Below are 17861 nucleotides of genomic sequence, written 5' to 3'. Positions count from 1 at the left end.
TCCCGGCCCGCCCGCAGATCGCGGCCCGCGGCAGACGCCCGGGTCCCACCGCCCCCGTCCGTAGGCCGCGGGCCCGCGGCTCCCGGCCCCGCGGCTCCCGGCCCCGCGGTCCGGAACGGCGCGTTCCGGACAACCTTCCGGCGCCCTGCGCGGTCGAAACCCACATGCGCAAGCGATTCGCCGCCGTTGCCGCGGCCACGGTCTGCACGGCGCTCGCCGCCTCGACGGGCTGCTCGGGCGGCGGGGGCGGCCGCGCGGCACACCACGCCGGGCCGTACGACCTGGACGGCGACGGCCGGGCCGCCCTCGTCGTGACCAACGCGGCAGCCACCGTCGACGGGCTGCGCGACGGCGGGTACGCCGTGGTGCTGCCCGGCGGTCCCCAGGGGCCCGACACCAAGCGGGCGGGGGTACTGACGCAGAACGGCATCGGCGCCGGACCCGCGGGCCAGGGCGCCTACTTCGGGGCCCACGTCGCCTCGGCCGACCTCGACGGCGACGGGCGCGCCGACCTCGTCGTCCAGGCCGGCTACAGCACCCTGTTCGTGGTGTGGGGCGGCACCGTGCACAGCGGCGGCGCGAAGGACGCCGGGAAGAACGCGCACCCCGGGCGGCTGCACGGCGTGCGCCCGTTCACCGGCGACTTCGACGGCGACGGCCACCCCGACATCGCCTCCGTGGGCAGCCGCCCGGACAGCGAGACGATCTCCTACGGGCCGTTCAGCCGCAGCGGCGCGCCCGCCCGTACCGCGACCGTCCAGCTGCCGGTCGACACAGGCGACCCGGACTCCGACTTCCTGGACGAGGACGTGGTGGCCGTCGGCGACGTCAACGGCGACGGCCGCGACGACCTGATCACCTCCTGGGACGTCCAGTACACCGACATCGCCGACACCCCGCGCGCCACCGTCGTCTGGTACGGCACGCCCACCGGCTTCCGGCCGGGCCCGCGCCTCAAGGACGCCCAGGGCCGGGACGTGTACGGCAGCAGCTACGACGCGCCCTACACGGTCGGCGACTTCGACGGCGACGGCTGCGCCGACATCGCCGTCGGCCTGCCCGACGAACTCGGCCCCGAACAGGAGGAGCCCGGCCCGCCGGAGGGCGGCACCCGGCTCACCGTCTGGTACGGCGGCCGGCACGGCAGCTCCCACCCGCCCCTCACCCTGACCGCCGCCACCCCGGGGCTGCCCGGAACCCCCGCTGCCACGGCCTTCGGCGCCTTCCCCGCGGCCGGGGACGTCGACGGCGACGGGCGCGCCGACCTCGCGTTCCTCGCCGAGGAACAGGGCGGCACGGCCGCCGAACTGCTGGTGCTGCGCGGCGGACCGGACGGCCTGACCACGGCCGCGGCCCAACGCGTCACCGGCCACGACATCTCGGCCACCGCGATGCTCGACACCGACGGCGACGGGCGGGCGGACCTGGCCATCGGCGGCGCGGGCGTGCAGTACCCGGGCGTCACAGTGCTGCGCGGCACCGCCGCCGGACTCGACCTGGCCTACCCGGTCACGGTCAGGGCCGACGCCCTCGGCACCGCGATCCCGCCCGGCGGCAACGGCTTCGGCTCGGCCTTCGGCAAGTGACGCGCCGCCGGTACTCCGCCGCGAGCCCGGCGGTCACGCCTCCGCCAGCCGGTCCGCGAGCCGGTCCAGGAACCGCGCCTGCGCGGTGACGACCACCTCGCGCGCCGCCGCCAGGCCGAACCACGCCACCCGGTCCAGCTCCGGGAACCGCGCGGTGCGGCCCGAGCCGCGCGGCCACTCCATGGTGAACGTGCCCGGCACCACCAGTGCCGGATCGAGGTCGCCCTCCACCGCCCACACCGTCACGTGCTTCCCGCCGGACTGCACCACCTCGCCCAGCGGCAGCGGCGGGCCCGGCGGCGCGGGCAGCCCCAACTCCTCGCGGAACTCCCGCCGCGCCGCGTCCCACGGCGCCTCGCCTTCGCCGTACTCGCCCTTCGGCACCGTCCACGCGCCCGCGTTCCGGCGGGCCCAGAACGGCCCGCCCATGTGGCCGAGCAGCACCTCGGTCCCGGTGCCGGTACGGCGGAAGAGCAGCAGGCCCGCGCTGCGCCGGATCTCGGCCATGGGTCAAGTCTGGCCGGGCCGCCCGGCCGGGGCGGGTACGGACACGCGCGGCCGGCTCATCCGGCGGCCTGCGGGCGGGCCGTGTCCCAGTCGGCCCGCGGCGCCTCCGTGACCTCCATGCCGTACGTCGCCGCGAGGCCGGCCATCGTCTCGTCCAGCGCCGCCAGTTCGCGCAGCGAGCGCAGCAGGGCGTCCGCGCGCGGCCCGGTGGCCAGGTGCAGTTCGGAGCGCAGCTCGCGCAGCAGCGGGTCGACGCGCACCCACACCGCGCCGTCGCCGTTGCCGGCCACGGTCCGGTCGAGCGCCGCCAGCGAACCGGCCATGGTGTCCACCACGGCGCGCACCCGCGTCCGCAGCGGCGGCGAGAGGTCGATGTCGATGTCCGCGGCGGTGGCCAGCGCCTTGGCGTGGCCGGTGGCGGTCGAGGCCAGGCCCAGCAGGTTGTCCGCGGCCCGGCCGCGCCGCCCGACCGGCAGCCGCAGCACCGGGCGGTGCACGGCTTGCAGCTGGTGCATGGCGTTGCTGACGCCCAGCGCGGCGCCGCGCAGCCGGATCGGGGTCTCCGGGTCCGCCCAGCGCTCGCCGACCTGGTGGACCAGGTCCGTCACGGCCGTCAGGTAGACGCGGGCGGACTCGCGCGCCACCCGGCGGGTCGGGGCGGGGAAGATCGCGGACGCGCACAGGGTGGCGACCAGGATGCCCAGGCCGTTGTCCTCGACGCGCTCGGTCAGCAGGTGGTCCAGCTGCCCGGTGGGCGTGCTCAGCGCGTACATCTGCACCAGCGCGGTGACCAGGCCGACCGCCCAGTAGCCGTACTGGCGCTTCATGCCCCAGGTGCCGAGCGTGATGGCGACCACGATGACGGTGAGGGTCCAGTAGATGTGGCCCGGGCCGATCAGGTGGACCAGGGCGACACCGATGACGGCGCCCACCACGGTGCCCGCGATGCGGTGTACCAGCTTGCGCAGCCGCTCGGAGAGGGTGTTGTTGCCGAGCAGGGTGATCATGATGCCGACCAGGCCCCAGTAGAAGCGCGCCGGGTTGACGGCGTCGGCCAGCGGCACGGTGATCGCCACCGCGGCCGCGGCCTGGAGGGGCGCGCGGACGAACGGGACCGCGCGCCGCCAGCCGGGCCCGTTGTAGCCGGCCAGCACGCGGCGGGCGCTGGGCCCGCTGCCGGGCAGGGCGCCGGCCTCGAGGATCACCGTCGGCCGGAAGGACGCCTTGGTGCGGTCGTGCGAGGAGGCGCGGCCCAGGCTGAGCCAGGCGGTCAGCGAGTCGGCCAGCTCGTCCAGCAGCGTGGCGATCCGCCGGGCGAGCAGCTGCTCGTACGACGGGGAGCCGTCGGCGGACGGGAAGGCCGCGTCGGCCTCGGTGCGGATGCGGTCGGCGGCCGGGCGCAGGGCGCCGGTGCGGTTCAGCGGGATGTCCCGGGCGGTGGCCAGGCCCGCGCCGACGGCCTCGCGCAGCGCCGGCGCCATCGTGGTGCCCGCGATCCGGCGGGCGGCTCCGCCAATGCCCTGGAGCGCCAACTCGCAGTCGAACAGGTGCTGGTGGAGGAGTTCGGCGGTGTGCGGGTCGGCCGCGACCTCGGGCTGCGCGAGCTGGGCGTCGATCGTCAGGGTGCGGGTGTTCAGCCGCCGCAGCGCGCGGTCCATCCGCCGCAGCGCCGCCGCCTGGTCGGAGGAGGCGCCGACGGCCGCGACGACCTCGGCGGCCGAGCCGGCCACCCGCCGCGCCTCCACGACGAACGCGCGCTGGGTGCGCAGCAGGTCCTCGTACGGCGTCGGGTAGCACAGCACGATCCGGCCGGCCAGGCAGGCCACCGCGACGACCAGGGCGACCACCAGCAGCCGGCCGCACTGGGCGCGGGTGAGCGGCATGAGCGCGCCCATCAGCAGGCTGACGAAGAGCAGCAGGCCGTAGCGCAGCGCGACCGGGCCGAACTTCAGGCAGGCGAAGACCACGACGAGGGCGGCCGAGACGATCCACACCGCGAGGGTCCGGTGCGGCTGGGTCCAGGTGCTGGCGGTCAGGCCCGCGAGCATCGGCAGGGGCATCGGCAGGATGCCGGCGGCGAGCTTGGTGAGGGTGTTCTCGGCGACGAGGTTGGCGCTGAGCTGGCCGATCATGGCGCCGATCATCATGCCCAGCATCGCCGGCAGGTTCAGCGCGTGGGCCATTCCGTAGCCCACCGCGAGCCCGGCGACCAGGGAGATCAGGGTGCGCCAGGCGCTTTGCAGGTCGGCCAGGCCGGGGTCGGCGGCGAGCACCCAGTCCCACCAGCGGCGCGGGCCGCCGACGCGGCGCGGCATCAGCGCGCGGTGGCGGCGCGGGCGCGGTTCGGGTCCGTCCGGTGGCGGTGCCGTGCCCGGGGCGGGTATCGGGTCCTGCGCCGCCGGCGGGACCTTCTGCTCGGGCTGCTCGGGCTGTTGGGGTTCGTGAACGGACCGCGGTAGGGGGGCGGTGCTCAACTGACCTCCGATTCCAGTGCGTCGAGAACGGTGACGACGGCCTGCCGGGCGGCGGCCACGGCCTGCCCGGGGTCGTCCACGTGCGAGCGGAGCGCGTCGAGCAGCACCACCGCGGTCTTCTCCCGGCTGTGCCGCAGCAGGTCCTGCCCGGCCGTGGTCAGCTGGACCCGGACCACCCGCCGGTCGTCGGTGCTGCGCTGCTTCTCGACGAGCCCGCGCTCGTGCAGCTCGCTCAGCACCGTGGTCACCCGCGGCTGGGTCAGCCCCACCAGCGGCGGCAGGTCGGTGACGCGCAGCGGCTCGTCCTCCAGTGCGGCGAGCACCCCCACCGAGCTGCGGGCCAGACCGAAGTCGCCGATCTCGAAGAGGGTGCGGGACAGCCGCCCGACGCTCGCCAGCAGCCCGTGCAGGGCCTGGAGCATCTGCTCGTCGCCGGGGGTGACGGAAGCGTCGGATGGGTTCATATGGAAATTATATATCCTACGAATACAACCGCTGCCCGTGCCCGGACCCGCGGCGTCCGCCACGCGCTGCGCAAGAGGGCCGGACGTGCCGTCCGCCACACGTACGGCGCACCACTCGTCCCACCGGCCCCCGTACCCACTCCGGGTGACCGGAGTCCCGGCCCCTATGATCAAGTGGGGGACTGACGTTCGGTCACAAGCGTGATGACCGTTGGCACATCGCAAGCGGCGGAGGGTGACAGACGGTGGGACAGAGGCGGAGATCGAGGAAGAAGCTCACGGCGTACGTCGTGGGCGCGACGCTGGTCGTCGCGGCGGGCGTGTCCACGCCGGTGGCGCTGGCCAGCCAGAACAGCGGCGGCAAGGGGGCGGGCGCCTCGGGTGAGCAGCAGGACTTCGCCTACGCCGCCCACGAGTCCAAGGTGCCGGAGTCGGTGCTGATGGCGGTCGCCTACCAGGAGTCCCAGTGGGACGTCCACCAGGGGCACAACACCAGCGGCGGCTACGGGCCGATGAGCCTGACCGACGTCACCGCGTCGATGCTCGCCGACGGCGGCTCCGGCGCGGCCGGCCGCTCGGACCTGTCGGCGATGGCGGCCGACCCGTCGCTGCACACGCTGACCGCGGCCGCCAAGCTGATCGACGCGCCCGCGGCGGACGTACGGACCGACCGGCGCACCAACATCCGCGCCGCGGCCGCGCTGCTCGCCTCGTACGAGAAGAAGCTCCAGGGCGACACCCCGACCGACCCGGCGAAGTGGTATGCCGCGGTGGCCCGTTACAGCGGCTCCACCGACCAGGCGGCCGCCTCCGCCTTCGCGGACCGGGTCTTCACCACCATGAAGTCCGGCGCCCACCGCACCACCACCCAGGGCCAGCAGGTCGAGCTGGCGTCCCAGCCGTCGCTGCGCGGCGACACCGGCGGCCTGTCGGCCCTGCACCTGAAGCACACGTCGACCTCGGACAGCGACTGCCCGGCGCAGCTGGACTGCCAGTCGGCGCCCGCGGCCACGGCCAACTACCAGGTCGCCAACCGCCCGGCCGACGGGATGAAGATCGACTACATCGTCATCCACGACACCGAGACGTCCTACCAGACCGCGATCGACGGCTTCCAGAACCCGGCGAGCGGCAGCGCGGCCAACTACGTGATGCGCGCCTCCGACGGCGCGGTCACCCAGTCCGTGGCGGACAAGGACATCGCCTTCCACGCGGGCAACTACTGGCTCAACATGCACTCGATCGGCATCGAGCACGAGGGCTACGCCGCCCACGGCGCCACCTGGTACACCCAGGTCCAGTACGAGAACACCGCCGAACTGGTCACGTACCTCGCGGCGAAGTACCACATCAAGCTCGACCGCGAGCACATCATCGGCCACGACAACGTGCCCGGCCCGATCGACTCCCTCGTCTCCGGCATGCACTGGGACCCGGGACCGTACTGGGACTGGAACCAGTTCATGGACCTGCTCGGCGCGCCGACCGACGAGGGCACGCACGGCGTGGGCCCGGTCGGCACCGCGGTGACCATCGCCCCGGACTTCGCGTCCAACCAGCAGACGGCCAAGGTCTGCCCGGCCGACGACCCGACCGGCGCGACCACCGCGTGCACCGACCAGACCGCGCCCGCCAACTCCCTGTACGTGCGCACCGCGCCCAGCGCGACCGCGCCCCTGGTGAGCGACCCCTACGTGCACGCCGACGGCGCGGCCGGCACCGACGAGATCAACGACTGGAGCACCACGGTCTCGGCCGGCCAGCAGTTCGTCGTCGCCGACCAGCAGGGTGACTGGACCGCGATCTGGTACGGCGGCCAGAAGGTGTGGTTCGACAACCCCGACGGCGCCAACACCGTCCGCGCCCGCCACGTGAAGATCCTCACCACGTCCGGCGACACCGCCGCCCCGCTCTACGGCGAGGCGTACCCGGACGCGTCCGAGTACCCCGCGGGCCTGTCGGCGGACTCCGCGCCCGCCTTCACGAAGTACGCCTTCCCGGCCGGGCAGGCGTACGTCGCCACGGCCGCGCCGGCCAACCGGGACGACTTCTACCCGGCCAACGGCACCACCCGCCCCACGGAGACCTACATCCAGGGCGCCGGGACCGTCTACACCATCCAGTACAACCACCGGCTCGCCCTGGTCGACTCCTCGACGGTCACCCAGAGCTGACCCACCCCGCACCACCTCCAGGGCCCCCGCGCGCACCCAGCGCCCGGGGGCCCTGCCACGCCCGGGCCCGGGCCGGGGGATTCGGGGGGTTGTGTGGGGGCGGGGTGAGGGCCGGGGACAGGTTTTGCGGGGACTTTCCTTGACGGCATTGGTCCAGTCCAATACCGTCTCGTCCACCCAGCACGCTCGCACAGCGCATCGCCCCCACCCGTCGCGCTACTGACGGAACGTCACCCCCCCCAGGGAGCATCTGTGGTTTCCCGACGTTCGTTTCTCGCCGCCGCCGGTGTCACCGGCGCCGCGGCCGCCCTCACGCCGCTGACACCGCTGTCGTCACTGCTTCCGCAGGCGTCCGCCGCCGGCGTCTCGCTGCCGCTGAAGTTGGCGAACAACTCCGGCCAGGGCACCGTCTACGCCTACGTCTCCGGTTCGGACAGCAGCGGTTGGCCGGTCTTCGTCTCCTCGGACGGCACCGCGCACCGCCTGCCGAACCCGTCCTCGACGGTCACCCCGATCGCCGACTACTCCATCGCGCTCGGCGCCTCCGGCTCCTCGGTCACGGTCAACCTCACCGACTACGTCATCGGCGGCCGGGTCTGGTTCTCGATCGGCCAGAAACTCCAGTTCTTCGTCAACCCCGGCACTCCCCCCGGGCTCGTCCAGCCCGCGCTGGTCAGCTCGGACCCGAACTGGAACACCAACTGGACGTTCTGCGAGTTCACCTTCAACAGCGCCAACCTCTACGCCAACATCTCCTACGTCGACATGGTCGCGCTGCCGATCTCCATGGCCAGCACCGGCGCGAGCGGCAACCAGTCGGTCAGCCCGCTGCCCACCGGCGCGCTGGCGTCCATCGCCTCCGGCCTCCAGTCCCAGCACGCCGCCGACGGCGCCCCGTGGGACCACCTGGTGGTCACCGACTCCTCCGGCGGAGTGCTGCGGGTGCTGTCGCCCTCGCACGCGCCCGTCGACTTCGGCGGCTACTGGGACGACTACCTCAACCGCGTGTGGACCCACTACGCGAGCACCCCGCTCACCGTCAACGGCCAGGGCAGCATCGGCTCGTACAGCGGCACCGTCTCCGGCGGCGCCATCGTGTTCTCCGGACTGAATGACAACGGTGTCGCCTTCACCAAGCCCAGCGCCGTGGACATCTTCGGCTGCGCCTCGGGCCCGCTCTACAACTCCGGCGCGGACGCGCGCGGCGCGGTGGCCGCCCGGCTCGCCGCCGCGATCAACCGCAGCAGCCTGCTGGTCTCCGGCGGCAACAACCAGCCCGACGGCGTGAGCGCGTCGCAGTACTACCAGGACTCGGTCACCAACCACTACGCGCGCCTGGTGCACCAGTACGCGAACATCGGCTACGCCTTCCCGTACGACGACGTCGGCCCCACCGGCCAGGCGCCGGTCGACGGCCACATCCAGGACGGTGCCCCCACGTCGTGGACGGTCTCGCTCGGCGCGGGCGCCGGCTCGGGTACGGGCGGCGGCGGTGGTACGGGCACCGGCACCAGCGCCTACAGCACCATCCAGGCGGAGTCGTACTCCGCGCAGAGCGGCACCCAGACCGAGTCCACCACCGACTCCGGCGGCGGGCAGGACGTCGGGTACATCGCCAACGGCGACTGGCTGAAGTTCTCCTCGGTGAACTTCGGCTCCTCCTCGCCGAAGCAGTTCGTGGCCCGGCTGGCGTCCGGCGCGGACGCGGGCGTCAGCGGCGCGATCCAGGTACGGCTGGACAGCACCGGCGGCACCAAGGTCGCCGAGATCGACTTCGCCAACAACGGGGGCTGGCAGAACTGGCAGTCCGTGCCCGCCAACGTGGTCGCCTCGGCGACCGGCGTGCACGACGTCTACCTGGTGTTCTCGGGCAGCAGTTCGGACTTCGTCAACATCAACTGGTTCACGTTCACCAGCTGAGCGCTGTCACCGCCGGACGATGATGTGCGGCCGCCGCCGGGGCAACCGGCGGCGGCCGTAGGCGGCTTCGCAACGTGGCTATGCAACGTGGCTTCGCAACACGTATCGCGCAGCGCTCAGTTGCCGCTGCCGCGCACCATGCGCAGCTCGGCGATCTCCAGCAGACCGTCCAACTCGACCTTGGCGCGCGTCTGGTGGGGGCTGACGCGCAGACCGCTCTCCCGGACGATCGTGAGCAGCCGCTCGGCGAGCGGCAGCACCATGTGCCGGCCCCAGCAGCGTTCCGAGGCCGGGCCGAAGGGCAGGTATCCCGGGTGGGTCTCGCTGTCGAGTCCGTCCCAGCGTTCGGGTGCGAACTCGGCCGGGTCCTCCCACAGTCCGGGGTCCCGGTGGCTGAGCAGCGGCAGCAGCAGGACGTCGTCGTCGGCGCGGATGCGGGGGTCGACCGCGGCGAACTCCGGTGAGGCGACGCGGAGGATGTTCCACGACGGCGGCAGCAGCCGCAGCGCCTCCAGGATGACGTTGCGGTCCGGCACGTCGTCGGCGAACGGCGCCCCGAGCCACAGCGCGTTGGTGACCAGGGCGGAGACGGTGAAGCACACCGGCGCCGCCACCCGCCGGTACAGGTACATCGCGTGGCGCCGGTCGGCGTACGACGTCGAGCCGAGCACCAGCGCGGCCAGCCGCGACAGGGGTACGTCCCGGCGCGGCGGGCGCAGGAACGCGGCGCCCGAGGCGACGGCGGACCAGGTGATCTTCGGGGTGAGTTCGAGGCGCCGGTCGACCAGCACGCGGAAGCGCAGGCTCTCGTCGCCGAAGACGAGGTCCCGCAGGTAGGTGTGGGCGACGTGCGGCCAGGTGCCGCTGAGGTCCGGCACGGGCCCGCAGGTCCGTTGCAGCGCGGCCCGTACGTCGCCGCCGACGGCCTGCATGAAGGCGGCGGCGTCGGTACGGTCGACGAGGCGGCCGCGGACGGGTTTGAACGTCGGGCGCTCGGCGGCGTTCGCGGGCCGGGCGGCGAGGACGCCGTTCATCAGGTCGGGGCCCGCCAGGCCGACGGTGTCGGGCTCCAGGCGGAACAGCGGGCTGCCGAGGTGGCGGTCGAGCAGTGCCTGGATTCTCGGGGCGAACTCCACCGGCCGGGTGCGGCCGCCGGCACGTAGTTCGGGCATGCGCGGACTCCCTGGAGGCGGGTTGGCGGGCGGCGGGGCTCTCCGGTCGCCGGCCGGCACGGGCCTGCTCGGACGGGCTGCGGAACGCCGGACCCGGGCCCGTGCAGGCGGGCCCGGGTCCGGCGCGGCCGCCGCCGTCAGACCCAGCCGTACCAGGCGTACGCCTTCAGGCTCTTCTCCGGACGGAACCTCTTGACCAACCGCACCAGCTTCATGGACACCTCCACACAGCGCGCAGACGCGAACGGGCGATTCGGACGTTCGAAGAGAGCCCGCTGCGCTCCGGCATCGATCCCCGGGGCCCAGAAAGCTCACCGCGAAAGGTGAACCCCGGTGGGAACAAAGGTGCTTGCGGGGCTCACGTGGCAAGTATTCCGTGCCCGCGGCCGGTCGAAACGGAATGGGCTGGACCGGGCGGCAGGAGCGCGTGCCGGACCGGGCCCGGGTGTCCGCGACCGGCCGCGGGCGGTACGTCCCGACCGGATACGGTCCGAGAGGGTACGTCCTGGCGGTTCGCTGCCTGCGGAATCGGGTTGTCCGGCGGGCCGCCGTGGGACAGCATGCGGGCATGCCAGCCCTGCTCCGTGACGAAGCCCAGGTCCGCGCCCAGCTGCTCGACGTCCGCTCGTACGCCGTCGCCCTGGACATCACCCGCGGTGCGGACACCTTCCGCAGCACCACCGTGATCCGGTTCGACTGCGCCGAGCCCGGCGCGGCGTCCTTCGTGGACATCGAACCCTCGGTGCTGCTGCGCGCCGAGCTGAACGGCCGCCTGCTCGACCCCGCCACGCTCGACGGCAACCGCCTCCCGCTGCCCGGACTCGCCGCCGCCAACGAGCTGTTGGTCGAGGCCGACCTGCCCTACTCGCACACCGCCGAGGGCCTGCACCGCTTCACCGACCCGGCCGACGGCGAGACGTACGTGTACACCGCCTGCGCGCCCGACCTCGCCCCGAAGGTCTTCGCCTGCTTCGACCAGCCGGACCTGAAGGCGCCCTTCACCTTCACCGTGACCGCCCCCGAGGGGTGGACGGTGATCGGCAACGGCGCCACCACGGCGCTGCCCGACGGCAGGTGGCAGGTCGGCGCGATCGGCCCGATCTCCACCTACCTGACCGCGGTCGTCGCCGGCCCCCTGCACCAGGTGCGCGCCGAACACGACGGCATCCCGCTCGGCCTGTACGCGCGCCGCTCGCTCGCCGCCGAACTCGACCGCGAAGCGCCGGAGTTGTTTGCTCTGATGGGCGCCTCCTTCGACCGCCTGCACCAGCTCTTCGACGTGCGCTACCCCTTCGACGGCGGCTACTACCAGGCGTTCCTGCCCGAGTTGAACTGGGCGGCGATGGAGAGCCCGGGCTGTGTCACCTTCGAGGACAAGATGCTGTTCCGCTCCGCGCCGACCGACGCGCAGCGGGCCCAGCGGGCCATGGTGGTGTGCCACGAGATGGCGCACATGTGGTTCGGCAACCTCGTCACCCTCCGCTGGTGGGACGACGTGTGGCTGAACGAGTCCTTCGCCGAGGTGCTCGGCTACCGGATCGCGGCCGAGGCCACCGGCTACACCAGCTCCTGGACGCTCTTCTCCGCCCGCAAGGGCTGGGGCTACGACGCCGACCAGCGCGCCACCACGCACCCGGTCGCAGCCACCGGCGCCGGTTCCGCCGCCGAGGCGCTCGCCAACTTCGACGGCATCTCGTACGCGAAGGGCGCGGCCGCGCTCCACCAGCTCATGCACCGGCTCGGCGACGAGGCGTTCTTCGCCGGGCTCAACACGTATTTCGCGCGGCACAGTTGGGGCAACGCCGAGCTGGCCGACTTCATCGACGCGCTCGCCGCCGCAGCCGGGCCGGAGGTGCCGGGGTGGGCCGATGCATGGCTGCGGACCACTGGCGTGGACACGCTGCGGGTCGAGGTCGAGGTCGGGGCTGCGGCCGAGGTGGGGGCTGGGGCTGGGACCGGGCCGGAAGCCGATGCGCCGGAAGGAGCCGTCGCCTCAGCCGTCCTGGTCAACGACGGCACCCGCCCGCACCGGCTGCGTCTGGGCGTGTACGAACGGGACGGCGGCGCGCTCGTGGCGCACCGCCGGCTGGACGTGGACGCCGCGCCCGGCAGCCGTACCCCGCTGCCCGAGCTGACCGGCGCCCCGCGCCCGGCCCTGATCCTGCCCAACGACGGCGACCTGACGTGGGCCCGCATCCGGCTCGACGCCCGTTCGGCGCAGACCGTTGCCGCTGAACTGTCATCCATCGAGGACGAGTTGAGCCGCGCGGTGCTGTGGGAGCACCTCCGCGACCTGACCCGCGACGCCGAACTCCCGGCCGCCGCCTACCTCGACCTCGTCGCCGCCCATCTGCCGGCGGAGCGCTCGGACAGCATCGTGACGGGCGTACTCGACTTCACCCGGGGCCACGTCGTCGCCCGTTACCTCGGCCCCGCCGATCGGCCCGCCGCCCGACTGCGGGTCGGCGCCGCCGCCCGCGCCCTGCTGGCCGCACCTGACGCCGGACACGGGCTGCGCATCGCTGCCCTGCACGGCGTGATCGCCCACGCGACGGGGGAGGCACAACTCGCCGAGCTCACCGCCTGGTTGGAAGGCCGCGACCTGCCCGACGGCCTCACCCTGGACACCGACCTGCGCTGGGCCGCGCTGGTCCGGCTCGCCGCGACCGGGACCGTCGACGAGGACCGGATCGCCGCCGAACTCACCGCCGACCCCAGCGACGCCGCCGCACTGGGCGCCGCCCGCGCCCGCGCCGCCCTCCCGGACGACGCCGCCAAAGCCCGCGCCTGGCAGCAACTGTTCACCCCCGGCGCCCTCACCGGCCCCCTCCTCGCCGCCACCGCCGACGGCTTCTGGCACTCCGGTTCACTCACCACCCAACACGCCTACGCCCAGCGCTACTTCGACGAACTCCCCACCGCCGCCGACCGCGGCCCCGCCGTCACCACCGCCCTCGCCCGCCGCCTCTTCCCCACCACCCCCCACCCCGACACCCTCCGCGCCGCCCACCACCTCCTCACCCGCACCGACCTCCCCCCGTCCCTCCACCGCCACCTCTCCGACAGCCTCGACGACCTCCACCGCACCCTCCTCCACCACCCCTGACCCCCGCCCACGGAAGGAGCCGGCGATGCCTGACCACCACGAGGGCACGGCGACCATCGAGTGGTGGGCCAACTCGTCGACGTGCCTGGCCCGCCTCGGCGTGTACGTCACCATCCGCGCTGCCCACGAGTGGACGTGCGAAGCCCGGTTCACACCTGCACTGTCCCCGGAGGACCAGGAGGGCTTCGACTTCCTGATGGAGCTCGACCCGCTCTTCACGCTGCGCTTCGATGAGGGCGGCACGCTCCTGGTCGACGTCGTCGCCGTACCGGATGACAGCGGCCGGCTCTCACTCACTGCCCATGAACCGGCGAACGACCGACCGGCTGGTTCGCGACGGGTAGCGCCCCCGGGCTGAGGAGGACCCGTCGTTTCGGCGCTCGCCAGGCGGGTGGGTGGAGCCGACCGGATACGAACCGGCGTCCTCGCGGTTTTGGAGACCGCGCGCGTCGACCCCTGGCGCTACGGCTCCCCCCGCCCCGACCCTGTCCCGGCATCCGCCGACGCCCCCGCCGACCGGCTCGGCCCCGGCTCCCGCCGCTGTTCGCGGCGGGAGCCGCGGTCAGGCCGGGACCCCGTCGGGGCGTTCCGCGGCGGCGCGGTCCGCGTCGTCCGGGTCCTCCGGGTCCTCGTCGTGGTGCTCCTCGACGCTGTGGGAGTTCGTCAGGCTCAGCGAGCCGCCCGCGGCGATCAGGCCGACGGCGACGGCGATCACGCCGTAGGTGATCCGCTCGCCGTGGAAGAAGGACTCGACGAGGCTCCGGCTCCAGGTGCCCGCCGGGAGCTGGGTGGTGACCAGCGCGGCGATGAGGGTGCCGACCACGGCGGTGCCGATGCTGGAGCCGACCTCCTGGGCGGTGTCGTTGAGGGCCGCGCCGATGGACGTGCGGTTGGCCGGCATCGCGTCGACGAGCGCGACCGCGCAGATCGTCATGATGGTGCGCAGCCCCACCGTCATGACCACCATGCAGACGGCGATGACGGCGTACCCGTGGTAGACGCCCCAGGACATCCCGCCCAGCGCTGCCGCGAGGCAGACCGAGCCGACCAGGCAGGCGACGCGGTGGCCGAACCGGCGCGCGAGCCACTCCGACAGGGGGGTGGCGCCGAGCAACGTCACGATGATCGGCAGGTTGGCCAGGCCCGCCCGCACCGGGCTCCACCCGTAGGCGTACTGGAAGTGCAGGATCAGCCCGAACATCACGCTGGCCATCGCGATCGCCATGCCGATCTGCGCGATGGCGGCGCCGCGGACGGTGCCGTTGGAGAACAGCCGCAGGTCGAGCATGGGCTCCTTGCTGCGCCGCTCGTGCCAGACGAACGCGATCCCGGCCACGAGGGCGCCGGCGATCGACCCGACGGTGGCCGCGGACTGCCAGCCGTTGTCGACGCCGCTGGTCAGGGCGTAGCAGGCGAGCCCGATGGTGCTGATGCTCAGAACGGCGCCGGGCAGGTCGAGCGCGTCGCGGGTCAGGCCCTCCGGACGGTCGGCCGGGACGCCGAGCCGGACGCCGATGCACGCGATCAGCGCGATCGGGGCGTTGACGACGAGCAGCCACTCCCACCGCACATGGGCGAGCGCGGTGCCGCCGAGCAGCGGGCCGAGGACGAAGCCGGACATGCCGACGATGATCATCACGGTCATGGCGCGCATCCGCAGCGCCTTGTCGTCGAACAGCCGGAAGACCAGCGAGTTCGTGATGGGGGCCATCGCGGCGGCCGCGACACCGAGCGCGGCCCGCAGCGCGATCAGCTCGCCCGCGGTGGTGACGGCGATCACGCACAGGCTCAGCGCGCCGAACACGGCGAGGCCGACCAGCAGCACCCGGCGGCGGCCGAGCCGGTCGGCCATCGACCCGGCGGTGAGCAGCAGGCCGCCGAAGGTCAGTGAGTACGCGCCGGTGACCCACTGGAGCGCGGTGGTGCCGCTGCCGAGGTCGCGGCCGATGGTGGGCAGCGCGATCGACAGCAGCGTGTTGTCGACCATCTCGACGAAGAAGGCCAGGCAGAGGGCGGCCAGCGGAATCCAGGCCGCCCGCAGGGACGGATAGGTGGCGGATGGCGCGGTCTGGGGAGGCGGGGCGGTGGTCATGGCGGCCCTCCTATCGAACGAGGTTCGGCTATCGAACGGGGTTTGAATATCGAACGGCGTACGATGAGCTAAGATAGAACAACGTTCGATCGAGAGCAAGTCGCGTGGGGATGTGAGCCATGGCAGAGGTGAGGAGCCGCCCGGGGGCAGGGCGCCGGCGTGCGTCGCATTCGATGGAGTCCGTACTCACCGAGGCGGTGGCCCTGCTCGACGAGGCGGGGGAACCCGCGCTGACCTTCCGGGCGCTCGCGCAGCGGCTCGGCGGCGGCGTCGCCAGCATCTACTGGTACGTCGCGAACAAGGAGGAACTGCTCGACCGCGCCACCGACCACGTCATCGGCTCGGTGCTCGCCGACCTCGAGGCGCTCCCCGAGCGCGATGACCCGATCGACGCCCTCCGCGACATGGCGCTGACGCTCTTCGACGCGATCGTGGCCCGGCCCTGGCTGGGCTCGTACTTCATGCGCAATGTCGGCGTCCAGGGCAACTCCCTGCGCCTGTACGAACGGCTCGGCCGGCAGACCCTCCGCCTCGACCTCGACGCCCTCCAGCGCTTCCACGCGGTGTCCGCGGTCATCGGTGTCGTCGTCGGCTCCGCGGTCGACCTCGGGCAGGAGCCGCCCCAGGAGGTCCTCGGCGGCGCCGTGAGCCGTGAGGAGTACCTAGGCCGCTACGCCCAGGCGTGGCGCGAACTCGACCCCGAGGAGTTCCCCTTCGTCCTCGAGATCGTCGACGAGTTCGACGGCCACGACGACGTCGACCAGTTCCGCTCCGCCCTGGAACTCACCCTCGCCGGCCTCCGCCTCCAGGCCACCACCTGACCGTCCGGGGGACGCCGGGCGGCGCGGGAGCAGGCGCAGCGCGTACGCCATCGCGTGGCGCGTTCGACGGACGTGTGGGTCCTGCTCGACGGGCACTCCGCGGGCCTCGGCGTCAGCGAACGGCAGGTCTCCGCGTTGCACGAGGCGGCCGTCACCGGACGTGTGCGCCGCTCGCGCTACGAAAAGAGCGAGGGACTCAACTCCCAACAGGCCACACGATCCGCACTACCGCCTGCGGCGTGCGCTGGGCCGTACGACTGGTGGGTGCGGTGTCCTCGGGACGGTCGCGCGCGGGTCGCTTCGCGGTGGGCCGGGCCGGATCGCAGAATGCGGGTCTGAGCGCACCCGGCGACCGGAACGAGCGAGGCGGCCATGGCCACTGCGGACGGACGACAAGAACGGCCCGGCCGGTGCGGGAAGGCCATGGGACGGCTGTCCAAGGTGTTCGCGCGGAACGCGGACGGGCCGAACTGGCCGCGAGGGGTCGCGGTACTGGACGTCATGCTGGTGCCGTTGATCGTGTTCTGGGCGATCGGGCACGAACAGTACCTGCTCAGCGCGCTGTTCGGCGTGGTCTACGCGGGGGTGGCCGACCCGGGAGGCGCCTTCGGGCGCCGGGTCCGGAACATCGCCGTCTTCGGCCTGGTCGGAGCGGGACTGACCGCACTCGCGTTCGGGATCGGCGCGCAACCCTGGGGCTGGCTGGTGCTCGTGCTCTTCGCGGTCACACTGGCCGCCGGGCTGGGCGTCGCGTTCGGGGTGCGCCGGTTCGCGGTCGCCCTGCTGCTCAACTCGTGGTTCGTCATCGCCCTGTCGATGGCCTTCAACCTCCACCACCACACGCGCGTCACCGACCACACCTGGGCGCAGACGGCGTCCTGGGCCGCCGGGTCCGCACTGTGGATCGCGGTGGTGTGCCTGGGCCGGCTGATTCAGGGACGTGCGGAGCGGCCGCAACCGATCGCGGAGGTCCCCGGCGACACCTCGCGGCGCCGACTGACCGCGCCGGCGGTCGTGTTCGCGCTGATCCGCGCCGTGGCCATCGCCGGCTCCGCCGCGCTCGCGTTCGGGCTGGACCTCTCGCACGGCCTGTGGCTGCCGATCGCCACCCTGGTCGCGGTGAAGCCGAGCCTGCAGCAGACCGCGCTGGTCTCCGTGCAGCGCGTGGTCGGAGCGGTCATCGGCGCCGTCGCGGCCCTGCTCCTCCTGCTGGTGCCGGCGAGCGAGCACGGACTGAGGCTCTTCGCGGTGACCCGCGGGCTGGAAACCGTCGCACTCGTCATCCTCATGCACGGCGTGGCGATGCGCTTCTGGAACTACGCGTTCTACACCGCCGCCATCGCCGCGGGCGTCCTCGTCCTGGTGGACCTCCCGCAGCCCTCCCACTACTCCGCCGAGGGCTATCGGGTCCTGTGGACCCTGTGCGGAGTAGCCATCGGCCTCCTCACCATGCTCCTCGCCGGCCTCGTCGCCAAACGCCGCACCGCCCCCGGCGGCCCGGTGGGTGATCCCCGGGCCGCCGGAACGCCCAGTGCCTGAGCACCG

Annotated in this window: 13 protein-coding genes and 1 tRNA gene; 7 read left to right on the top strand and 7 right to left on the bottom strand. The window is 73.2% G+C overall.

The features are described from left to right. The first annotated feature begins 164 nt into the window (after nt 1-164). The gene (locus tag AC3EVP_RS19925) at nt 165-1586 is read left to right on the top strand and encodes an FG-GAP repeat domain-containing protein (protein ID WP_435131495.1); all 1422 of its coding nucleotides are present in this window, start codon (nt 165-167) and stop codon (nt 1584-1586) included. A 33-nt stretch (nt 1587-1619) separates the two neighbouring features. On the opposite strand, the gene AC3EVP_RS19920 is transcribed toward AC3EVP_RS19925, so the two are convergent. The 3 genes from AC3EVP_RS19920 to AC3EVP_RS19910 are packed head-to-tail and all read right to left on the bottom strand — an operon-like array spanning nt 1620 to nt 5031. Beyond that, the gene (locus AC3EVP_RS19920; protein WP_435131493.1) at nt 1620-2093 is read right to left on the bottom strand and encodes an NUDIX hydrolase; all 474 of its coding nucleotides are present in this window, start codon (nt 2091-2093) and stop codon (nt 1620-1622) included. 56 nt (nt 2094-2149) lie between these two features. Continuing rightward, complete coding sequence (locus tag AC3EVP_RS19915) at nt 2150-4567, bottom strand: FUSC family protein (protein WP_435131492.1); 2418 nt, start codon at nt 4565-4567, stop codon at nt 2150-2152. After that, the gene (locus AC3EVP_RS19910; RefSeq protein WP_335981044.1) at nt 4564-5031 is read right to left on the bottom strand and encodes a MarR family winged helix-turn-helix transcriptional regulator; all 468 of its coding nucleotides are present in this window, start codon (nt 5029-5031) and stop codon (nt 4564-4566) included. The genes AC3EVP_RS19915 and AC3EVP_RS19910 overlap by 4 nt, the downstream gene beginning before the upstream one ends. A gap of 245 nt (nt 5032-5276) precedes the next feature. Between AC3EVP_RS19910 and AC3EVP_RS19905 the strand changes: the two genes are divergently transcribed. Together AC3EVP_RS19905 and AC3EVP_RS19900 are read left to right on the top strand one after the other, a co-directional pair. Then, nucleotides 5277-7205 carry an N-acetylmuramoyl-L-alanine amidase gene (locus AC3EVP_RS19905; protein WP_435131490.1) on the top strand — a complete coding sequence of 643 codons (1929 nt, stop codon included), beginning with the start codon at nt 5277-5279 and terminating at the stop codon, nt 7203-7205. A 252-nt stretch (nt 7206-7457) separates the two neighbouring features. After that, nucleotides 7458-9125, top strand: coding sequence for a beta-1,3-glucanase family protein (locus tag AC3EVP_RS19900; protein WP_435131489.1), 1668 nt, complete (start codon nt 7458-7460; stop codon nt 9123-9125). 116 nt (nt 9126-9241) lie between these two features. Here the strand turns inward: AC3EVP_RS19900 and AC3EVP_RS19895 are convergent, their stop codons facing one another. Next, entirely contained in the window at nt 9242-10297 is a 1056-nt protein-coding gene (locus AC3EVP_RS19895; RefSeq protein ID WP_435131487.1) for a cytochrome P450, read from the bottom strand. A 137-nt stretch (nt 10298-10434) separates the two neighbouring features. Further along, nucleotides 10435-10524, bottom strand: a complete 90-nt coding sequence (locus AC3EVP_RS19890) for a tryptorubin family RiPP precursor (RefSeq protein WP_335981040.1) — start codon at nt 10522-10524, stop codon at nt 10435-10437. 341 nt (nt 10525-10865) lie between these two features. Here AC3EVP_RS19890 and pepN point away from each other — a divergent pair, with 341 nt between their 5' ends. Both pepN and AC3EVP_RS19880 read left to right on the top strand, forming a co-directional pair. Continuing rightward, the gene (gene pepN / locus AC3EVP_RS19885; RefSeq protein WP_435131485.1) at nt 10866-13403 is read left to right on the top strand and encodes an aminopeptidase N; all 2538 of its coding nucleotides are present in this window, start codon (nt 10866-10868) and stop codon (nt 13401-13403) included. A 25-nt stretch (nt 13404-13428) separates the two neighbouring features. After that, entirely contained in the window at nt 13429-13761 is a 333-nt protein-coding gene (locus AC3EVP_RS19880) for a hypothetical protein (RefSeq protein ID WP_435131484.1), read from the top strand. 38 nt (nt 13762-13799) lie between these two features. Here the strand turns inward: AC3EVP_RS19880 and AC3EVP_RS19875 are convergent. After that, nucleotides 13800-13875: transfer RNA gene (locus AC3EVP_RS19875), tRNA-Trp, on the bottom strand. Between the two features lie 90 nt (nt 13876-13965). Further along, the gene (locus AC3EVP_RS19870) at nt 13966-15495 is read right to left on the bottom strand and encodes an MFS transporter (RefSeq protein WP_435131483.1); all 1530 of its coding nucleotides are present in this window, start codon (nt 15493-15495) and stop codon (nt 13966-13968) included. Nucleotides 15496-15668: 173 nt separating this feature from the next. Here AC3EVP_RS19870 and AC3EVP_RS19865 point away from each other — a divergent pair, with 173 nt between their 5' ends. Both AC3EVP_RS19865 and AC3EVP_RS19860 read left to right on the top strand, forming a co-directional pair. Beyond that, nucleotides 15669-16316 carry a TetR/AcrR family transcriptional regulator gene (locus AC3EVP_RS19865; RefSeq protein ID WP_435131482.1) on the top strand — a complete coding sequence of 216 codons (648 nt, stop codon included), beginning with the start codon at nt 15669-15671 and terminating at the stop codon, nt 16314-16316. Between the two features lie 423 nt (nt 16317-16739). Continuing rightward, nucleotides 16740-17855: an FUSC family protein gene (locus AC3EVP_RS19860; protein ID WP_435131481.1), complete on the top strand. Its 1116-nt coding sequence runs from the start codon at nt 16740-16742 to the stop codon at nt 17853-17855. Nucleotides 17856-17861 lie beyond the last annotated feature (6 nt).

This window comes from Actinacidiphila sp. bgisy144, assembly GCF_057708105.1.
The sequence above is the reverse complement of the archived record's forward strand: the minus strand, read 5'-3'. Positions and strand labels throughout refer to the sequence as shown.

Excerpts from the sequence above, each read along its gene's own strand:
- AC3EVP_RS19910 (WP_335981044.1), bottom strand. The coding sequence starts at position 5,031 with ATGAACCCATCCGACGCTTCCGTCACCCCCGGCGACGAGCAGATGCTC.
- pepN (WP_435131485.1), top strand. The coding sequence starts at position 10,866 with ATGCCAGCCCTGCTCCGTGACGAAGCCCAGGTCCGCGCCCAGCTGCTC.
- AC3EVP_RS19880 (WP_435131484.1), top strand. The coding sequence starts at position 13,429 with ATGCCTGACCACCACGAGGGCACGGCGACCATCGAGTGGTGGGCCAAC.
- AC3EVP_RS19925 (WP_435131495.1), top strand. The coding sequence starts at position 165 with ATGCGCAAGCGATTCGCCGCCGTTGCCGCGGCCACGGTCTGCACGGCG.
- AC3EVP_RS19865 (WP_435131482.1), top strand. The coding sequence starts at position 15,669 with ATGGAGTCCGTACTCACCGAGGCGGTGGCCCTGCTCGACGAGGCGGGG.
- AC3EVP_RS19920 (WP_435131493.1), bottom strand. The coding sequence starts at position 2,093 with ATGGCCGAGATCCGGCGCAGCGCGGGCCTGCTGCTCTTCCGCCGTACC.
- AC3EVP_RS19860 (WP_435131481.1), top strand. The coding sequence starts at position 16,740 with ATGGGACGGCTGTCCAAGGTGTTCGCGCGGAACGCGGACGGGCCGAAC.
- AC3EVP_RS19895 (WP_435131487.1), bottom strand. The coding sequence starts at position 10,297 with ATGCCCGAACTACGTGCCGGCGGCCGCACCCGGCCGGTGGAGTTCGCC.
- AC3EVP_RS19870 (WP_435131483.1), bottom strand. The coding sequence starts at position 15,495 with ATGACCACCGCCCCGCCTCCCCAGACCGCGCCATCCGCCACCTATCCG.